Consider the following 17,902-nt stretch of genomic DNA (forward strand, 5'->3'; position numbering starts at 1 on the left):
GTGTAGCTATTTCACTAATCAATGCACCCTGTGCCAACATCGACAACGTCCAACCCATGGGAAACGCCCATATTTAGGGGCGTTTCTTCGCTGCAAGGAGAGCATGTGCTCACTGTCGGTGACAAGTTCCCCGAGTTCGAACTGAACGCCTGCGTCTCGCTGGAGAAGGGCGAGGAGTTCGAGAGGATCAACCACAAGACCTACGAAGGCAAGTGGAAGGTGATCTTCGCTTGGCCCAAGGACTTCACCTTCGTGTGCCCGACCGAGATCGCCGCCTTCGGCAAGCTGAACGAGGAGTTCGCCGACCGCGACGCCCAGGTCCTCGGTTTCTCCGGCGACTCCGAGTTCGTCCACCACGCCTGGCGCAAGGACCACGACGACCTGCGTGACCTGCCGTTCCCGATGATGGCGGACTCCAAGCACGAGCTGATGCGCGACCTGGGCATCGAGGACGAGGACGGCTTCGCCAAGCGCGCGGTCTTCGTCGTCGACCAGAACAACGAGATCCAGTTCTCCATGGTGACCGCCGGCTCCGTCGGCCGTAACCCCAAGGAGGTCCTGCGGGTCCTGGACGCCCTGCAGACCGACGAGCTGTGCCCGTGCAACTGGAGCAAGGGCGACGAGACGCTCGACCCGGTCAAGCTGCTGGCCGGGGAGTGATCTGACATGTCGCTGGATGCGCTGAAGTCCTCGATACCGGACTACGCCAAGGACCTGAAGCTCAACCTGGGCTCGGTCATCGGCAATTCGGACCTGCCGGCCCAGCAGCTGTGGGGCACCGTGCTCGCGACCGCCATCGCGTCGCGCTCACCGATCGTGCTGCGCGAGCTGGAGCCGGAGGCGAAGGCGAACCTCTCGCCGGAGGCGTACACCGCCGCCAAGTCGGCCGCCGCCGTCATGGCGATGAACAACGTCTTCTACCGCACCCGTCACCTGTTGTCGGACCACGAGTACGGCAACCTGCGCGCGGGACTGCGGATGAACGTCATCGGCAACCCCGGGGTCGACAAGGTCGACTTCGAGCTGTGGTCGTTCGCGGTGTCCGCCATCAACGGCTGCGGGATGTGCCTCGACTCGCACGAGCAGGTGCTCCGCAAGGCGGGCCTCGACCGCGAGGTCATCCAGGAGGCGTTCAAGATCGCCTCGGTGATCCAGGCGGTCGGCGTGACCCTCGACGCGGAGGCGATTCTCTCCGAGTAACGCCGGTTCGGCTCCAAGGACCCCCGAGCCCCGCTCACCCTTGGTGGGCGGGGCTTTCGGCGTTGGCGGCGTCCTGCACCGGAGAAGCGTTCTCGCTATGACTTTCCGGCGCCGCCACAGGTGCCGTATCCGCTGCCGTGTCCTCCCTCGGCTGCGGTGTCTGTCGTTGCGCCGGCTCCCGGGAGTAGGCGTGCAGATAACCCACCACCGTGTTGGTCACGGCAACCAGGGGTACGGCGACGATCGCGCCGCCGATGCCGGCCACCATGCCTCCTGTCGCGACCGAGAGGACCACCGCGAGCGGGTGGACCCGCACCGCGCGGCCGAGGATGAACGGCTGGAGGATGTGGCCCTCGATCTGCTGCACCGCCAGCACGACCACCAGGGTCATCACCGCGGTGAAAACGCCCTGCGTGACCAGCGCGACGACGACGGCCAGCGCCCCGGAGGCCACCGCGCCGACCAGCGGGATGAAGGAGAACAGGAAGATGAACACGGCGAGCGGGACGGCCATGGGCACATCGAGGAAGTAGATGCCGAGGCCGATGAAGATGGCGTCGATCAACGCCACCAGCACCGTGCCGCGCACATACGCCGTGAGCGTCGCCCAGGCCCGCGGCCCCGCACCCGCCACGCCCGGCCGGGCCGCGGCGGGGACCAGCTTGAGCGTCCACTCCCAGATGCGCTTGCCGTCGTAGAGCAGGAAGAGGGTGGAGAAGAAGGAGAGCAGGATGCCGGTGAGGCTCTCGACCACGACCGTGACACCCTCCAGTCCCGCCGAGGTGATCGAGTCGGTGTTGGCGCCGACCGCCTCGCGCAGGTTCTTGGCGATGCCGTTGATCTGCTTGTCAGTGACGTGGAAGGGGCTGTTGAGCAGCCAGAGGCGCAGATCGTCGATGCCGTCCTGGACCTGGTCGGAGACGTCGTCGATGTTCTCCATGACCTGCCAGGTCACGAACCAGCCCATCAGGCCGATCACGACGAACCCGAGGATCGCCGTCATCGCGGTCGCGGGCCCCTGGGGCACGCCGAGGCGCTTCAGCCGGGCGACGGTGGGTTCCAGCAGCGCGGTGAGCAACAGCGCGACGACAAAGGCCAGGACGACCAGCTGCACGGCGCTGATGACCTTCATCAGGACCCAGACGGTCCCGGCGAGCACCAGCAGTCGCCAGCCCGCCTCAGCGGCGACCCTGACCCCCCACGGCACGGCCTGCGCGGGATCAGGGCGCGGAGCGGGGGGCGGGAGCGGTTCGGCGGGCGTGACGACGGCGCCGGACGGTGCCGGTTCCGGCGCGGCGGCGTCTTCCCGCCCGGCTTCGGCGCGGCGCTCGTCGAGCCGCTCCCCCACCTCGGACAGACCGGCGCCCAGCCGACCGAGCCACCCTGGCACTCGCGACATGATCGGTCCTCTTCCCCCGTCTCTCGACACCACTTACCCAGGAGTCGTCGGTTCCGGCCGCACGGGCGGCCGTACAGGCGACCGTACAGGGCGAAAGCCCCTCCCCTGAGGACGGGGAGGGGCTGCGCGAGGTTGAGCGGTCCGCGGCGGCGTCGGCTCAGTAGGAGCCGTTGGCCTGCCAGTAGCCCCAGGCATCGCAGGGGCTGCCGTACCGTTCGTTCATGTAGTTCAGGCCCCACTTGATCTGGGTGGCCGGGTTGGTGCGCCAGTCGGCACCGGCGGACGCCATCTTCCCGGCGGGGTAGGCCTGGACGAGGCCGTAGGCCCCGGAAGTGGGGTTGGTGGCCTGGTAGTTCCAGGTGGACTCGTGGTTCACGATGTTGCTGAAGCACTGGAACTGGCCGGCGGGCACGATCTGGCGTGCGATGGCCTGGACTTCGGAGACGGAGTACGACGACTGCTGGGGGAAGCTGCCGACGTCCCGGGTCGAGGCACGGGTGGACTGGGTCTTCGTCTCCGCGCGCTCCTTGGCCTCTTGCAAGGCCTTCTTCGCCTGGTCCGCGGCGTCCTTGGCCTCCTTGGCGGCCTTCTGCTTGGCCACCGCGTCCTTGGCCGCCTGCTTACGGGCCGCTTCCTCCGCCGACTTCCTGGCGGTGGTGTCCGCGGCGTTGGCCTGGACGTCGGCCTGCTGTGTCAGGGAGGCGGTCTGTACCTCGGCCTGCTGGCCTACGGGTAAGTCCGCGAGGAGGGTCGAGTCGCTCGCCGTCGCCTCGGCGTCGCCTGCGGGCTGTGCTGCGCCGCCCTGGGCAACTCCCACGACAGCGCCGACAGTGGTGACGGCGGTGGCCGAGGCCACGGCGAATCCCCGGGCCGATATCCGGCTCACACGGTTTCCTTACTGCTAAGTCGACAGGGGAAAGGTTGACCGGTCGGGTCTGCGTAGGCTCAGTACCAGCTGTTGGCCTGCCAGAACGACCATGCGTCGCACGGGCTGCCGTACCGGTCGTTCATGTAGTTCAGGCCCCACTTGATCTGGGTGGCCGGGTTGGTCTGCCAGTCGGCGCCCGCGGAGGAGTACTTGCCGGCGGGCAGTGCCTGGAAGAGGCCGTAGGCGCCGGAGGAGGCGTTGACCGCGTGGTAGTTCCAGCTGGACTCGTGGTTCACGATGTTGCTGAAGCACTGGAACTGGCCGCTGGGGACCATCTGCCGTGCCATCGCCTGGATCTGCGCGATGTTGTACGAGCTCTGGATGGGGAAGCTGGAGGAGCTGCGGCTGGCCGTGGACTTCGCCTCGGCGCGCTCCTTGGCCTCCTTGGCCGCCTTCTCGGCGGCCTCCTTCTTCGCGATGGCGGTGTCGGCGGCCGCCTTGCGGGCCGACTCCTCGGCGTCCTTCTTCGCGCCCTCGTCCGCTGCGATGGCCTGGAAGTCGGCCTGCTGCGTCAGGGAGGCGGTCTGTACCTGGGCCTGCTGGCCGGCAGGGATGTCAGCGAGGAGCGTCGAGTCGCTCGCCGTCGTTTCGGCATCGTTGTTCTGCGCTGCGGTGCTGCCCGAGGCAACGCCGACGACACTTCCGACAGCGGTGACCGCCGTGGCCGAGGCCACTGCGAATCCCCGGACCGAGATCCGGCTCACACGGTTTCCTTCCAGCATCGCCCGCTTCGGTGACCCTGGCGGACGCAATCGTGCCCCTTGGCTCTGGCCTCCCAACTGCGGGGTCACGGGAGGCGCGGACCCGGTGGGCAACTCCCACGAAGGGAGCGCCGCGTGATGACTCGGGCGGCATACGACGGAAGTATGGAGTTGAAGGTGGTGCTTCTGTGATGCCGTACCGCTGGGGGTACAGATGTGTCGTATGCGGGGCCTGACAGGAGTGAGACTCTGCCGTAACCCGACGCCGGGTGGCAATTCCGAGTTGCGTGTGAAAGCTCACATCCCGTTTGGCCGAGGCGATTCCTGGGTTCCGCCGGACACAGAAGCGCCGCCCGGCTAGGCTCTTCGCCTTTGCCGGGCGGCGCCAACTGGCTGGTAACTACATCACGTTGACCAGAGTTGGTCAGACTTGCCCATCCTCCAGCATTTCGGTCACAAGCGCGGCGATCTGGGACCTCTCGGACCGGGTCAGGGTGACGTGAGCGAAGAGCGGATGCCCCTTCAGCTTCTCGACGACGGCGACGACACCGTCGTACCGGCCGACCCGCAGATTGTCCCTTTGCGCCACATCATGGGTCAGAATGACCCGCGAATTGGCGCCGATTCGGGACAGAACGGTCAGGAGGACGTTCCGCTCCAGCGACTGAGCCTCGTCGACGATCACGAACGCGTCGTGGAGGGAGCGGCCGCGGATGTGCGTGAGCGGAAGCACCTCCAGCATCCCGCGCGCGGTGACCTCCTCGATGACCTCGCGACTGGTGACCGCCGACAGCGTGTCGAAGACCGCCTGCGCCCAGGGGCTCATCTTCTCGGCCTCGGACCCCGGCAGATAGCCGAGCTCCTGCCCGCCCACCGCGTACAGCGGACGGAAGACCATCACCTTCTTGTGCTGGCGGCGCTCCAGGACCGCCTCCAGACCCGCGCACAGCGCCAGCGCCGACTTGCCGGTGCCGGCCCGGCCGCCCATGGACACGATCCCGACGTCCGGGTCGAGCAGGAGGTCGAGCGCGATGCGCTGCTCCGCACTCCTGCCCTTGATGCCGAACGCCTCCCGGTCACCGCGCACCACACGGATGTTGCCCTCGGGTGTGACCCGGCCGAGCGCCTTGCCGCGCTCCGACTGGATGGTCAGACCCGTGTGCACGGGGAGTTCGGAGGCCTCGGGGACGTACACGTGGCCTTCCTCGAAGAGGATGTCCACCTGCTCGCCGGGCAGGGTCAGTTCGGACATTCCGGTCCAGCCGGAGGAGTCCGTGATGGCGAGTTCGGCGCGGTACTCCTCGGCGAGGAGACCGACCGACGACGCCTTGATCCTGAGCGGGAGGTCCTTCGACACTACGGTGACGTCGAACCCCTCGGCCTGCAGGTTGCGGGCGACCGCGAGGATGCGGGAGTCGTTGTCCCCCAGGCGGTAGCCGCTGGGCAGCACGCTGGGGTCCGAGTGGTTGAGCTCGACACGGATCGTTCCGCCGAGGTCCCCGATCGGGATGGGGGCGTCGAGACGGCCGTACCTGACCCGGTAGTCGTCGAGCAGGCGCAGCGCCTGCCGGGCGAAGTAGCCGAGTTCGGGATGGTGCCGCTTGGCCTCCAGTTCCGTGACCACGACGATGGGGAGCACGACCTCGTGCTCCTCGAAGCGAGTCATGGCGTTCGGGTCGGCCAGCAGAACGCTGGTGTCGAGAACATAGGTGCGCCGGTCTGACTTGTGGCGCTTTGCGCTGGTCACCACGGAAGGACGTACCCCCTCGGATGAGGTCGGGGAGCGACGGAGTGGAGCTGGACCGGTCGTCGGCCGCCCTGCACGGGCCGAAAACCGGCCCTCCGCCTTGTCGTCCGTGCTGTGACCGCACGATCGGGCTGGTGCAAAGGGCCTCCCGGGCGGACGGCCCCGTGCCGTCCGCTGAGATCCGACACCCGTGGTTCGGGCGTCGACCTGCTTGCCTTATGCCCTCGAAAATGCGCCGCCATGCCACGGCATATGACGGCGAGCCGGTGAACTCCGTGTTAAGGGGTGTACGCCGTCCGGGGGAACGGTGCGTCCGTCAGCCCCCGTACCGACGGTGGCGGGCCGCGTAGTCGCGCATCGCGCGCAGGAAGTCGACCTTGCGGAAGGCAGGCCAGAAGACGTCGCAGAAGTAGTACTCGGAGTGCGCCGTCTGCCAGAGCATGAAACCGGACAGCCGCTGCTCGCCACTGGTGCGGATGACGATGTCGGGGTCGGGCTGGTCGCCGGTGTAGAGGTGGCGGCCGATCATGTCGATGTCGACGGAGTCGGCGAGGTCCTCCATGGAGACACCCTTGTCCCGGGCGTCGAGGAGCATCGAGCGGACGGCGTCGGCGATCTCCTGGCGGCCGCCGTAGCCGATGGCGACGTTGACCAGTATCCCGTCGATGTGGGCGGTGGTCTCCTCCGCCTCCTTCAGCGCCGTCTGCATCTGCGACGGCAGCAGGTCGGGCGTGCCGACGTGGTGGACACGCCAGCGGCCGTCGGCGGCGAGGGTGCGGACGACGTCCTCGATGATGCCGAGGAGCGGGACCAGCTCTTCCTTGGCGCGGTCGAAGTTGTCCGTCGACAGCAGCCACAGGGTGACGACCTCGACGTCCGTCTCGCTGCACCAGCCGAGGAACTCCTCGATCTTCTCGGCGCCGGCCCGGTGGCCGTGGACGGTGGTCGATCCCGCGGCCTTCGCCCAGCGGCGGTTGCCGTCCATGATGACGCCGATGTGCTTGGGCACCTGAGCGTGGTCCAGGTGGCCTTCCACCCGGCGTGCGTACAGCCTGACCAGCAGGCCGCGCAGCTTGTCGCGCAGGTTCACGTGATTGTCAGCCCCTCCGTACGGTGGCGGTCCCCGCGGGGGAAGGGTACCGGGGTGTGCGGTACGCCTTGGGCAGGGGGTGCGCGTGAGCGGGTGCGAGTTGTCACGCGGCGTGTCGCGGCGGCCCTTCGGAGCGCGTTCCCCGAATGTCTCCTGAAATGCCCCCGGGGACAAAAAACGGGCCGGTCCGTGGGGGGGAGACGGACCGGCCCGAGGGGGGGACTCCACCATAACCCTTCGTAAGTGATGCTGCGCGCATCGGCGTGCCACAACTACTCTCCGGAGTCACCCGGCGACGCGCGAGGGGGGCGGATCGGGGGATTCGGGACCGTTTCGGGGGCTGTTCATGGCCGAAAGAAAGCGGATTCTCGGGGCATTACGGCGAGATGTGCAGAGATTCCGCAGGTTCGGCGAATCTTACGTGTCGGTCACCGGATCGGCCCTGTGTCCCCCCGACGGGGGACCGGGCCGCGAACGGCCGTTTGACGGTGGTAGCACCGCGCAGCCCCCTCCTCTGCGCGGTACCGCCCGCGCAGCTTTGCTCACGCGAATTACCTTGGTCTGAACTTACGTGAGAAGGAGTCGCGGAAGCGAGCCGCGGGCGATAACGATGTGGACACCGCGTGTAGGACATGTTCTGACCTAGTGCGGGCCTAGCGTCGCCTCATGACGGTGAGCATCACGTGGGCCGAGGCGAGCGCCCGGCGCTTCGAGCGACAGTTCCTGGCCAATCCTGTGAGCGCCGGTACGCCGACGGCCGTCGCCGACGTCGTCGCCGCGATGCTGGGCGCGCACGCACAGGTGTCGTCGGCGGCCGAGGTGTCGGTGGGCATGCGGGCCGACGGGGTGACCCGGGCGGACGTACGGGCGGCGCTGGCGGACGACGGCACACTGGTGAAGACGCACGGACCACGTGGGACCGTGCACCTGCTGGCCTCTCGCGAACTGGGCCTCTGGAGCGGTGCGTTGACCGCAGTGCCGACCGGGCCGAGTCCCTTCGCACCCGACGTGCGGCTCACGGAGCAGCAGGCCGCGCAGGTGGTGACGGCGATCGGTGACGCGCTGGAGGGCCGGTGTCTGACACTGGACGAGCTGGGCGAGGAGGTCGTCGCCCGCACCGGGTCCTGGGCCGGCGACCGGGTGATGCCGGCCTTCCAGGACCTGTGGCCCCGCTGGCGACAGGTCACGCACCGGGCCGGGCAGGCGGGCGCGCTGTGCTTCGGGCCGAACCGGGGCCGCAAGGTGACGTACACCCGCCCGCCCCGCTTCGCCCCGGTGCCCGGGGAGGAGGCGCTGCGGCTGCTCGTACGCCGCTATCTGCGCGCCTACGGCCCCGCGACGCCCCAGCACTTCGCCAAGTGGCTGGCGGCTCCCGGTGGTTGGGCCGCCCGGCTGTTCGCCGGGCTCGCGGAGGGCGGCGAGATCGAGGAGGTCCTGTTCGAGGGCGCGCCGGCCTGGGTGGCGGCGGGCGACACGGTCTTCCCCGACGAGCCCGTACGAGGGGTGCGGCTGCTGCCCTACTTCGACGCGTACGTCATCGCCGCACAGCCCCGCGAGCTGCTGTTCCCGGGGGCCGCGTACCGGCGGGCGCTGGCGGGCGGGCAGGCCGGGAACTTCCCCGTGCTGGTCGTCGACGGCGTGGTGGCCGGGGTCTGGCACCAGCGGCGCCAGGGACGTCGTACGACCGTCACGGTGGAGCCGCTGGGGCGGCTGACGGCGCGGCAGGAGCGGGAGCTGAGCGAGCGGGTCGCGCGGGTGGGGGAGGTGCTGGAGGCGCGTGCGGAGTTGGTGGTCGGGGAGGTGACGGTGGGGCCGCATGCGTGAGGGGCAGGGCGTCAGCCCTTGGGCTTGCGGACGTCGAAGAGGTGGCGGGTGCTGTGGGCGACGAACGGGCCCTCGGACTCGACGCGCTCGTGCAGGGCGCGGAGCTGGGACTCGTAGGCCTCGACGGTGAAGCCGGGGACCATCCAGATCACCTTGCGCAGGAAGTGGACGACGGCGGCGATGTCGTGGAACTCCACCCGCAGGCGCTCCGCGCGCAGGTCGACGACCTCCAGGCCCGCGGCCTCGGCCCCGGCGCGTTCGTTGTCGGGGTGGCGGTTGGAACTCGTCGCCTCCGGCTGCGGGCCGAGGAAGTGCTCGACCAGTTCGAAGACGCTCCTCGGTCCCACGTGCTGGGCGAAGTAGCTGCCGCCGGGCCGCAGGACCCGGGCGATCTCGTCCCACTGGGCGCTGACCGGGTGGCGGCTGCTGACCAGGTCGAAGGTGCCGTCCGCGAAGGGCAGGGGCGCGTCCTCGGGCGCGGCGACCACGGCGATGCCGCGCGGCCGCAGCAGCGTGGTGGCCTTGGCGACGTTCGGCGGCCAGCCCTCCGTGGCGACGGTGAGGACGGGCGCCTTCACGGCCCGGCCGAGGGCGAAGTCCAGGACCTCCCCTCCCCCGGTCTGTATGTCCAGCGCGGCGGTCGCGGCGGCCAGCCGTTCGGCCAGCGACACCGCGTACCCCCAGGAGGGCCGGGCCTCGGTGGCCCGCCCCTCGAACCAGGAGAAGTCCCAGCCCGCGGTGGGTACGGCGGCACCCTCGGCGACGAAATCCTCGAACGTGCGGTGGTGTCGGGTGGTCATGGGGTTGATCGTCGCAGGCCGTTGTCAGTGCCCGCTGCTAATTTTCGGCGGCATGACGGACACCACGAATGTCGAGGTCACGGGCATGCCCTACGCGGGTGGCGAGAAGGAGACTCTGCACGCGAGCCTGAACCGGGTGCGCGACGCGGTGCTGTGGAAACTGGAGGGGCTCGACGACGAACAGCTGCGCCGCCCGATGACCCCGTCCGGCACGAGCCTGCTCGGTCTGGTGAAGCATCTGGCGTCCGTCGAGTACGGCTGGTTCGTGGAGAGCTTCGGCCGCGAGGTCGAGCCGCTCTGGTTCGACCCGTACAAGGGCGAGGACATGAGCGCGGGCGAGGGCGAGACGACGGAGCAGATCGTCGCCTTCTACGGCCGCGCCCGCGCCGCCGCCGACCGCACGATCACCGAGCTGCCCCTGGACGCCGTCGGCCGCCCGCCGTGGCGCGACCACGCCGTCACCCTGCGCTGGGTCCTCGTCGACCTGATCGAGGAGACGGCGAGACACGCCGGGCACATGGATGTGGTGCGGGAGCTGGTCGACGGGGCCACGGGGGTATACCGCAGGGGGTGAGGCGCCCGGGGCCGGGGACCAGGTGCCCTGTACGGGAGTCAGGGGGCCATGGGGATCACCGCAGGGGGTGAGCCGCCCGGGGCCAGGGAGCCAGGTGCCCTGTACGGGGGTCAGGGCACCAGCGGGCGTACCTCCTCCGCGACGAACCGGACGAAGGCCTCGGGGTCGGGCTCGTCCGCCGTCGGCTGGAGGATGACGGCGTCCGCACCCGCGTCGGCGAGACGTTGGACCGCCTTCGCCACGCTGCCCGCGTCTCCGGCGACGGCGGCTTCCGGGACGTCGGTGAGGCCCTCGGCGGCCAGTTCGGCATCCAGGCGTGCGGTCGCGTCGGGGCCGGTGGCGGCGAGGAGATAGACGACGACCTTGTGTGGATCGGTGCGCCCTGCCGCCTTCCGCCCCTCCTCGATGAGCCCGCGCGCCGTGCGCAGACGCTCCGGTGAGGTGCCCGCGGTCAGGAGCGTGCCGTCGGCCGCCTCGCCGGACAGCCGCAGCGTGCGCGGGCCGGTCGCACCGGCGAGGACGGGCACCGGACCGGCCGGCGGCCAGTCGAGGGCGACGTCGTCCAGCTTCACGTACCGCCCCTCGGTGGTGACCCGCTCCCCGCCCAGCAGGGCCCGCATCGCCATCAGGTGCTCGCGCAGGAGGGTCAGCGGCGACGCGGCCCGCGCGCCGACCTGGCCCATCCAGTCCTGTACGCCGTGCCCGACGGTGAGGGTCGCGCGGCCGGGGAACATCCGGTGCAGGGCGGCGGTCTCCATCGCGGTGACGGCGACATTGCGCAGCGGCACGGGCAGCAGTCCGACACCGACGTGCAGCCGCTCGGTCCAGGCGAGCGCGGCCGCGGCCGTGGAGATCCCGCCCTCCAGGAAGCAGTCCTCCCACAGCCAGAGCTGTTCGAGTCCGGTCTCGTCGGCGAGGCGGGCGAGGGCCCGCAGTCGCTCGGGGGGCAGTTGGGGACGGAACACAGCGCCGAGTTCGGTCATGAGGACTTCCTATCCACGGCGCACACGATCTACAACTCTTTTAGGCGTCGGGCCGATTGCTTCGCTCGTACCGCAGGAGTACGACGCCGTTGCCGAAGGTCCGGCTCTGGGCCAGCCGGAGCGAGGTGGGCGTCGATGTGCGGGGGAAGAGGGGTTTGCCGTCGCCGACGAGGACGGGATGGACGTACACCCGGAACTCGTCGACCAGGTCGTGGCGCAGGAAGGCGGCGGCGATGTCGGCGCCGCCGAGCGCCAGGTCGCCGCCCGGCTGCTCCTTCAGCGCTCTGACCTCCTCCGGGACGACGTCCCGCACGATCGTGGTGTTCCAGTCGGCGTGCTGGAGCGTCCGCGAGTACACGATCTTCGGCTTCTCCCGCCAGATCTCGGCGAACTCGGCGACGACGGCGGAGGCGGCGGGATCCTGGTCGGCCGTGGGCCAGAAGTCGGCCATCAGTTCGTAGGTGACACGGCCGTGGAGGAGGCCGCCCAGGGGACGGATGGTGTCGTTCATGTGCTGGTGCAGTGCGTCGTCGACCCGGTGCCAGCTGATGTCGCGGTCGGGGCCTTCGATGAAGCCGTCGAGGGAGACCGACATCATAAGGATGATGTTCCGCATGGGGTGCAAGGTAGCCGGGCGGGCGCGGGCGGCCCTGTTGCCACGCCTTGTTGTGGGGATACGTTCGGTTCGCGCGACGGACGGCGGTGGCCGGGGTGGGCGAGGTGGTCGGGGGTGGGCTGGGCGTGAGGCGGCGGTGGCCGGACGGGCCGGGGACGTTGGTGGTTCTGGGCGACGGTGACGGTGGTTTGCCGGTTCCGCTGGAGATCGCGGCGTCGTACCGGGCCCGCACCCGGGGGCTGTTGGGCCGGGACTCCGTCGACGGGGCGATGCTGCTCTCCCCCGCCAACAGCGTCCACACGTTCCGTATGCGGATCCCCATCGACGTCGCCTACCTCGACCGCGACCTCACCGTCGTCGCCGTCCGCACCATGCGCCCCGGCCGTCTCGGCCTGCCCCGCCTCCGCGCCCGGCATGTGCTGGAGGCGGAGGCCGGGGTGATGGCGGGGTGGGGGGTGGCAGTCGGGGTGCGGGTGGACGTAGTGGCTGTGTAGTCCCGCCGGCCGATGGCCCGCCTGGTGCGTGGGGGTGTGTTGGCGGCGTGGACGTCAGGGGCTGCTCGAAAAACGTCGAGCCGCACGAGTGCACGTCCTGGCCCCGGCCGGCGGCCCCTCGAAGCGCTCGGCTCTTGAGGACGGGAAGGGGCGGCTCGATCGAGTGGTCGTCCAATGCCTCGCCCTCGACTCAGCGCTCAGGTGCGATCGCGGCAATCACACTCGTACTCAGGCGCCGAAGGCCAGCCAGACCGCCCCCGACGGCGACATTTTCCGGACAATTTCCAGACTCTCCACTGGAGTTCGGCTCCCCACCGGGCGCACCGGACCAGGCCCGCCCCCGGGCCGGAGCGGGCGGCTTCTGAGCGCGGCGTCCCGGACACCGAAACGCCGTTAAGGGATGGAAGGTACGCAGAGGGCGGGTAACGTGCGCCCGGATCACCGGCTGTGACATCGGCACTACACAGAGGACGCGGGGGAGGAACCACGCATGGCGTGGGAGGAGTGGGAGCAGATGAAGGCCACGACGGCCGGGCAGCAGTCCACACGGATGCAGCTCAACCAGTACCCGGCCGACCAGGGAGGGGACGGCACCCAGGGAGACCTTGTAGTGGGGCACAAGGATCTCGAGGCGGTCGGCAAGGCGGCCCATGACCTGTTCACGGACTTCACGACCTACAGCGGGCACGCGCGTGTGGCCTCCGAGGCGGCCGCAGGCGGACTCAAGGGCGAGGGTTTCGCCCTGGGTGGTGCGCTGGAGCATGTGACGGAACGCTGGAGCGAGCAGACCAAGACCCTGCTGGACGCCTGCGCCCACATCTCCAACCACCTGCGGTTCACCAAGAACCAGCACGCTGCCGACGAGTCGTACATCGCCGGCACGGTCAGCAGCATCGCCCTGCTGGACGAGGGCTTCGACGACCGGAAGGGCCACTGAAGCCGATGGACCTCGACGCCCTGCGCCACGGCAACTTCGCGAAGCTCGGTGAAGCGGTCACCGACTGGGAACAGATGACGGAGAAGCTCGCGGATCTGCAGAAGGATGCCGAGACCAACCTCAAGGCCAAGGCCCACAAGGCCAAGTGGGCGGGGGCCAACGCCACCGTCAGCCGCGAGTTCATCACCAAGACCGCCGCCGAGTTCGCCGACGCGCACACCCAGGCCGACTCCATCACCAAGATCCTCAGCGACACGCGCGGCGAGCTGATCGGCTATCGCACCCAGGTGAACGACGCCATCGCGCGAGGCGCGAAGCAGAGCCTGACCGTGATCGACACTGGCGAAGGCTCGTTCACGGTCACCAGGAACACCCGGCCCGACTGGGCGTCCGACCCCAGCGGGAAGACCGACGCGGTGGATCAGAAGGCGGTGGACGACCTCCGCAACGAGATCCAGGGCATCCTGAGCAAGGCGACGGAGAGCGACAATAGCGCCGCCAAGGTCCTGACACTGCTGGTCGACCAGGCCAAGTACGGCTTCGCCGACGCCTCCTACCCGGACCGGGATTCCGCTGCCAAGGTCGTCGCGGCCGCGGAGAAGCTGGCAAGGATGGCCAAGAATCCGGCCGACATGACCCTCGAGGACATCGCCGACTTCAACCGCACGATGGAGCTGTACAACGGCGACTCCCTGTTCGCAGAGCAGTTCGCGACGCGGCTGGGCCCCAAGGGGACGCTCCAGTTCTGGACCGAGATGACCCACGCGCACGCCGGCGCCAGGGACTCGGAACTCGACACGATGAAGAGCCTGCAGAACAACCTGAGCCTGACCCTGGCCACGGCGTCCTTCTCGGACTCCGACGCCATGCAGGACTGGAAGAAGGACCTCATCGCCGAGCGGAACACCAACTTCCGCGCAGCGGACTCCTTCAGTCCCGTCGGCGCTCTCGGCTCCCAGGTCATCAGCAGCCTCATGCGGCAGGGTCAGTACGACACCGAGTTTCTCGACGACTATCGGGAGAAGGTGTTCAAGGCTGACAAGGCAGCAGGGGACGCGGGCACCCATGATCTGTGGGTGAAGGGCTACGACACCCTGGACCTGGTCTTCGGTGACGGCAACGGCCGGGACCCGCTGGAGGGGCTGTTCGAGGGCCTCTCCCACAATCCCGAGGCCGCAACGCACGCGTTCGAGTCCAAGTCGGATCTGGACCACATGCTGGGCACGACCGTGTACACGGAGCGGGGGGAGTCCCTGGGGCGGGCGCTGGAGGCCGCCACGACCGGGGCGGTCGTGGGCGACACGAGCCAGCTGGCTCCGCCGCACAGCGAGACGCAGGTGCGGATCATGAGGCACATCATGGAGGCGGTCGCGCAGCCCGGCGGAGGTGCGGACCTCGTGAGCAAGGGGTTGGGGGACAGCTTCGGCAACATGGCGGCTTCCTACATGCCGGAGATCAGCCAGACACTCTCCGGCCATGGTGCGGAATCCATCTTCCTCACGAACAGCGACGACCCCGACGGTCTGGAGAAGATCCCGAACGTCGTCAGGTTCCTCTCAGCGGTGTCCACCGATCCCGAGGGAAGGGCGGGGATCATCCTCGGAGAGAGCATCTACACCAGCACACTCCTCGAATCGCACCTCACCGACCCGGCATTGTTCGACGGCTCCCAGACACAGGTTCTCGCGGACATCGGCAAGAACGCGGGGACCATCGAGGGCATCGTCGCCCACTCCCTGGCGGACGAAGAAGTGCGATCAGCCGTCAAGGGCGAGACGGAATACAACGACGCTCTGAAGACGAAGGGGGATTTTGCCAAGACCTGGATCGCGATCGGTCTGGCCAACGTGTCGGTCCCCGAGGCATACGGAGGAGCGGCCATGGGGGCCGTGGGCGGAGGAATGCTCGGAGCCGTCGCCGGGCTGGCCGTCGATCGTGTGCTCGAGGGGCAGAAACTCGAAGGGGCCAAGGACGAGGCCCTCTATGCCAGCGCCATGGACTTCTACGACTCGCGGGACTCGGTGAGTCAGCAGGCGCAATGGGCCGCGCAGGACACGATCGACCGGAACGGACTGAGCCTTCCCGAGCAAGGCACCAGCGACCTGGTCCGTGAGGCCGTGAACCAGGGCTATGACGCCAGTAGCGAGTTGCTGACTCGGACGAAGGAGCGCCCCTAGTGGACAAGTCGGCGTGGCGTAGGGGAACCATCGCCTCCTGGGAGAGCGGGAAAGGCTTCCTGCTCGGCCTCCTGATTCTTTGTCTCGTGGGTGGCGGCACGTGGCTCTTCACGATCAAAGGCCTCTATCTTCTGCCGGAGAAAATGTGCGAGGGCACGCTTGAGCGGGGCATGGTGACTCAGGTCCTGCCGCAGGTGCGATCGGCGGAGGACGGCTCCGGCCGCCGAGGCGGAGGAGAAAGCTTCAGCTTCTCCTGCTACGTCCATACGAGCAGCAATGCGTCCCTGTGGGGCCGAGCCCAAGTCCGCCCCGTCTTCCATGAGCAATGGGTCGAAAGCTATCGGGGGAGCGGTGACCACCGGATTATCAGTGTGTCCGCTGACGGAATAGAAGCTCTGGCTCAGCTCGAGGCCGACGACGCCGTCGCGGCCCTCTTCGTGCCCTGTGTTCCTCCTGTCATTCCCCCCTACAACGCCTCCGCGCCCTACGCGGTCATCACCGAGGTGAGTGTGAGCGGAGACACCGAGGCCACCGGTAGGACACTGGGACAGGCCCTGACCGACATCGCCTACAGCCTCACTGAGCACGCCTACGAGCTGGCCGAGTGCAAGAAAGCCCGCAACTTTCCCGAGGAACTACCCCGCTACGAGGACAGCTGAGGAGTAGGGCTGTGGAGGACGAGGAGATCTTCAGGCACTTCGACGGCTGTGGTCAGGTCGAGCTGCGGATCGGCCGCTACGCGGCCTTTGCACAGATGCGCCGAATCGAGGAGATTGCCCACCAGTTCGGCTACCGGCTGCTCTCCAGCGTCAATCGCCGCAGGTTCGGCTGGCAGCTCGTCTACCGACGGGACGACGCCGCTCTCGCCCGCCGTCGCGCAGAACGGACCATCGAGCGGCTGCGTGCGGGTGGTCCGGTGCTGCCGCCCTTCGAGGAGGCCCCGCCTCCGCCACCCCCTCCGCCGCCCCCGGTCGGCCCCCCGCCCCCGCCTTCGCAGCGGTTCCAGGTACCCGAGGGGCCTCCTCCGCCTTCCGTCGGGGGACCGGCCCGGCCGCGGGTTCCTCCTCGGCCCGTTATTCCACCCCCGCCTGCTGTCCCCCCGCCCCCTCCCTCGGACGACTTACCCGCTTGAGTACCGGCCTGAGTAGGAACAGAACGGGGAAATGGCGCAAGACGCTGGTGAGTGGTGGTGTCACCGTGGTGGCGACCGCCGGTGCCGCGATGCTCGCCGGACCGGTTGCCGGAGTCGTGGCCGCCACGGCCGTCCCGCTCATCATGGAGTCCGCCGGATCGGCCGTCAGCACCGCTTACGGCACCCACACCCTGCAGTACCTGGAAGACAACGAGTACAAGAACGATCCGAAGGCGCTGCAGGCCGTGCAAGGGGTCGAGAAGGTGGGCGAGCGAGCTACTGGGACGCCCGCCTACAACTACGCGGAGGCCACGGGAATGAGCGAGAAGGTCGTTCAAGTCATCGGCGATTCGGCCTGGACGGCTTCCGTGTGTTGCTTCGGCCGGCTCACGCCAAGACGTCCGGTGCGCGGGTTGGCCCGCGTTCCCGCGCAGCGGACGTCCGGGGCCTACGTGCCCGGCTCGGATGGGGTGCCGGCGTTCACCGCTTCCCCTCCCCCACCGGCGGGCGGTGGCAGGCGCAGCCGCAGCGGCGCACCAGCAGCAGTCCCCCGCCGTACGGCAGCGGAATGTCCCTCAGCCTGCGGCACGCGACGTGTACGTCCTCGTACCCGCGTTGACGGGCCAGCGTGCACTCCGGCGACAGCTCCCGCGTGTCCGCCGCCGCGCCAGGTCGCGCGCTCACCGCTCGTCCCCGGCTCGGCGGGACTGCGGCAGGACGGTGAGGACGTCCGGCTGCGGCGGGTAGTGCGCGGCGCATGGCCCGCACGCGTACACGACGAACCCCGGCCCCGAGTTCTGGTGCACCACGCTGACCACGACCGGATTCTCGGTGGTCACCTGGCAGCGCACGCACATCCGCACCGGCGGGCGGGGCGCCTTGTCCTCCGTGCCCATCACGCGGCCATCTCCGCGCCGATCACATGCCGGTCGAGGTCGACTCCGAAGTCCGCCGCGAGGACCAGGGCCACACGGCGCCGCCTCTGCCGCGCCCACTCCAACTCCCGTTCCCGGTGGGCCCGCTCCGCCGCGAGCACATAGGGGCGGACCGGCGCCGTCGCCCGGCCGTCGAGCAGCACGGGCAGTCCGTACGGGGAGCGGTGGACGGGAAGCCGTACGGCAAACGGGCCGGGTGCCGCAGGATCGCCGGCGGGGGACGGTCCGGCGGGGCGCGCGTCCGCCCTCCGCCTGCCGGTACCGGGCGCGCACACGTCCAGGATCCAGCGCAGCAGCGCATGGATAATGCTCACTGTCATCAGCTCCTCAGAGGCTGGTGGCCATGCCCCCGGACGGCGCCCACC

Annotated in this window: 19 protein-coding genes; 8 read left to right on the forward strand and 11 right to left on the reverse strand. The window is 69.1% G+C overall.

From position 1 onward, the window contains the following. Positions 1–105 precede the first annotated feature (105 nt). Positions 106–660, forward strand: coding sequence for a peroxiredoxin (locus ACFYWX_RS05785; RefSeq protein WP_389422710.1), 555 nt, complete (start codon positions 106–108; stop codon positions 658–660). Between the two features lie 6 nt (positions 661–666). Then, positions 667–1,200: an alkyl hydroperoxide reductase gene (locus ACFYWX_RS05790; RefSeq protein ID WP_389422711.1), complete on the forward strand. Its 534-nt coding sequence runs from the start codon at positions 667–669 to the stop codon at positions 1,198–1,200. 34 nt (positions 1,201–1,234) lie between these two features. Here ACFYWX_RS05790 and ACFYWX_RS05795 read toward each other — a convergent pair whose 3' ends face one another. From ACFYWX_RS05795 to ACFYWX_RS05815, 5 genes are all read right to left on the reverse strand, one after another. Next, on the reverse strand, positions 1,235–2,599 hold the full coding sequence (locus ACFYWX_RS05795) for an AI-2E family transporter (RefSeq protein WP_389422712.1): 1,365 nt from the start codon (positions 2,597–2,599) through the stop codon (positions 1,235–1,237). Positions 2,600–2,756: 157 nt separating this feature from the next. Next, a complete protein-coding gene (locus tag ACFYWX_RS05800; RefSeq protein WP_389422713.1) occupies positions 2,757–3,485 on the reverse strand; it encodes a transglycosylase SLT domain-containing protein in 729 nt (242 codons plus the stop codon). 59 nt (positions 3,486–3,544) lie between these two features. Next, complete coding sequence (locus ACFYWX_RS05805; RefSeq protein ID WP_389422714.1) at positions 3,545–4,231, reverse strand: transglycosylase SLT domain-containing protein; 687 nt, start codon at positions 4,229–4,231, stop codon at positions 3,545–3,547. 421 nt (positions 4,232–4,652) lie between these two features. After that, positions 4,653–5,978 (reverse strand): PhoH family protein, encoded by a 1,326-nt coding sequence (locus tag ACFYWX_RS05810; protein WP_389422715.1) that lies wholly within the window; start codon positions 5,976–5,978, stop codon positions 4,653–4,655. Positions 5,979–6,291: 313 nt separating this feature from the next. Beyond that, a complete protein-coding gene (locus ACFYWX_RS05815) occupies positions 6,292–7,065 on the reverse strand; it encodes an isoprenyl transferase (protein ID WP_389422716.1) in 774 nt (257 codons plus the stop codon). A gap of 666 nt (positions 7,066–7,731) precedes the next feature. Between ACFYWX_RS05815 and ACFYWX_RS05820 the strand changes: the two genes are divergently transcribed. Next, the gene (locus tag ACFYWX_RS05820) at positions 7,732–8,889 is read left to right on the forward strand and encodes a winged helix DNA-binding domain-containing protein (RefSeq protein WP_389422717.1); all 1,158 of its coding nucleotides are present in this window, start codon (positions 7,732–7,734) and stop codon (positions 8,887–8,889) included. A gap of 11 nt (positions 8,890–8,900) precedes the next feature. Here the strand turns inward: ACFYWX_RS05820 and ACFYWX_RS05825 are convergent, their stop codons facing one another. Next, a complete protein-coding gene (locus ACFYWX_RS05825; RefSeq protein ID WP_389422718.1) occupies positions 8,901–9,689 on the reverse strand; it encodes a methyltransferase domain-containing protein in 789 nt (262 codons plus the stop codon). Positions 9,690–9,741: 52 nt separating this feature from the next. On the opposite strand from ACFYWX_RS05825, the gene ACFYWX_RS05830 reads away from it, so the two are divergent. Then, positions 9,742–10,263 carry a DinB family protein gene (locus ACFYWX_RS05830; RefSeq protein ID WP_389422719.1) on the forward strand — a complete coding sequence of 174 codons (522 nt, stop codon included), beginning with the start codon at positions 9,742–9,744 and terminating at the stop codon, positions 10,261–10,263. Positions 10,264–10,373: 110 nt separating this feature from the next. Here the strand turns inward: ACFYWX_RS05830 and ACFYWX_RS05835 are convergent, their stop codons facing one another. Further along, the gene (locus tag ACFYWX_RS05835) at positions 10,374–11,246 is read right to left on the reverse strand and encodes an LLM class flavin-dependent oxidoreductase (protein ID WP_389422720.1); all 873 of its coding nucleotides are present in this window, start codon (positions 11,244–11,246) and stop codon (positions 10,374–10,376) included. 40 nt (positions 11,247–11,286) lie between these two features. After that, positions 11,287–11,862 carry a dihydrofolate reductase family protein gene (locus ACFYWX_RS05840; protein ID WP_389422721.1) on the reverse strand — a complete coding sequence of 192 codons (576 nt, stop codon included), beginning with the start codon at positions 11,860–11,862 and terminating at the stop codon, positions 11,287–11,289. Between the two features lie 125 nt (positions 11,863–11,987). Between ACFYWX_RS05840 and ACFYWX_RS05845 the strand changes: the two genes are divergently transcribed. The 4 genes from ACFYWX_RS05845 (at position 11,988) to ACFYWX_RS05860 (ending at position 16,129) form a co-directional block, all read left to right on the forward strand. After that, positions 11,988–12,356, forward strand: a complete 369-nt coding sequence (locus ACFYWX_RS05845) for a DUF192 domain-containing protein (RefSeq protein ID WP_389422722.1) — start codon at positions 11,988–11,990, stop codon at positions 12,354–12,356. A gap of 490 nt (positions 12,357–12,846) precedes the next feature. Further along, a complete protein-coding gene (locus ACFYWX_RS05850) occupies positions 12,847–13,293 on the forward strand; it encodes a hypothetical protein (protein WP_389422723.1) in 447 nt (148 codons plus the stop codon). A 5-nt stretch (positions 13,294–13,298) separates the two neighbouring features. Continuing rightward, positions 13,299–15,470 (forward strand): hypothetical protein, encoded by a 2,172-nt coding sequence (locus ACFYWX_RS05855; RefSeq protein ID WP_389422724.1) that lies wholly within the window; start codon positions 13,299–13,301, stop codon positions 15,468–15,470. After that, positions 15,470–16,129, forward strand: coding sequence for a hypothetical protein (locus ACFYWX_RS05860; protein WP_389422725.1), 660 nt, complete (start codon positions 15,470–15,472; stop codon positions 16,127–16,129). Before ACFYWX_RS05855 ends, ACFYWX_RS05860 begins: the two co-directional genes overlap by 1 nt. Positions 16,130–17,082: 953 nt before the next feature. Here ACFYWX_RS05860 and ACFYWX_RS05865 read toward each other — a convergent pair. The 3 genes from ACFYWX_RS05865 to ACFYWX_RS05875 are packed head-to-tail and all read right to left on the reverse strand — an operon-like array spanning position 17,083 to position 17,857. After that, complete coding sequence (locus tag ACFYWX_RS05865; protein ID WP_389422726.1) at positions 17,083–17,286, reverse strand: hypothetical protein; 204 nt, start codon at positions 17,284–17,286, stop codon at positions 17,083–17,085. Then, positions 17,283–17,498, reverse strand: coding sequence for a hypothetical protein (locus ACFYWX_RS05870; protein ID WP_389422727.1), 216 nt, complete (start codon positions 17,496–17,498; stop codon positions 17,283–17,285). The genes ACFYWX_RS05865 and ACFYWX_RS05870 overlap by 4 nt, the downstream gene beginning before the upstream one ends. Continuing rightward, positions 17,498–17,857 carry a hypothetical protein gene (locus ACFYWX_RS05875; RefSeq protein WP_389422728.1) on the reverse strand — a complete coding sequence of 120 codons (360 nt, stop codon included), beginning with the start codon at positions 17,855–17,857 and terminating at the stop codon, positions 17,498–17,500. Before ACFYWX_RS05875 ends, ACFYWX_RS05870 begins: the two co-directional genes overlap by 1 nt. Positions 17,858–17,902: the final 45 nt, after the last annotated feature.

This window comes from Streptomyces sp. NPDC002888 (assembly GCF_042888465.1).
Classification (GTDB): Bacteria; Actinomycetota; Actinomycetes; order Streptomycetales; family Streptomycetaceae; genus Streptomyces.

Coding starts and splice junctions, on each gene's coding strand:
- ACFYWX_RS05790 (WP_389422711.1), top strand. CDS start 667: ATGTCGCTGGATGCGCTGAAGTCCTCGATACCGGACTACGCCAAGGAC.
- ACFYWX_RS05795 (WP_389422712.1), bottom strand. CDS start 2,599: ATGTCGCGAGTGCCAGGGTGGCTCGGTCGGCTGGGCGCCGGTCTGTCC.
- ACFYWX_RS05820 (WP_389422717.1), top strand. CDS start 7,732: ATGACGGTGAGCATCACGTGGGCCGAGGCGAGCGCCCGGCGCTTCGAG.
- ACFYWX_RS05825 (WP_389422718.1), bottom strand. CDS start 9,689: ATGACCACCCGACACCACCGCACGTTCGAGGATTTCGTCGCCGAGGGT.
- ACFYWX_RS05830 (WP_389422719.1), top strand. CDS start 9,742: ATGACGGACACCACGAATGTCGAGGTCACGGGCATGCCCTACGCGGGT.
- ACFYWX_RS05835 (WP_389422720.1), bottom strand. CDS start 11,246: ATGACCGAACTCGGCGCTGTGTTCCGTCCCCAACTGCCCCCCGAGCGA.
- ACFYWX_RS05840 (WP_389422721.1), bottom strand. CDS start 11,862: ATGCGGAACATCATCCTTATGATGTCGGTCTCCCTCGACGGCTTCATC.
- ACFYWX_RS05850 (WP_389422723.1), top strand. CDS start 12,847: ATGGCGTGGGAGGAGTGGGAGCAGATGAAGGCCACGACGGCCGGGCAG.
- ACFYWX_RS05855 (WP_389422724.1), top strand. CDS start 13,299: ATGGACCTCGACGCCCTGCGCCACGGCAACTTCGCGAAGCTCGGTGAA.
- ACFYWX_RS05870 (WP_389422727.1), bottom strand. CDS start 17,498: ATGGGCACGGAGGACAAGGCGCCCCGCCCGCCGGTGCGGATGTGCGTG.
- ACFYWX_RS05875 (WP_389422728.1), bottom strand. CDS start 17,857: ATGACAGTGAGCATTATCCATGCGCTGCTGCGCTGGATCCTGGACGTG.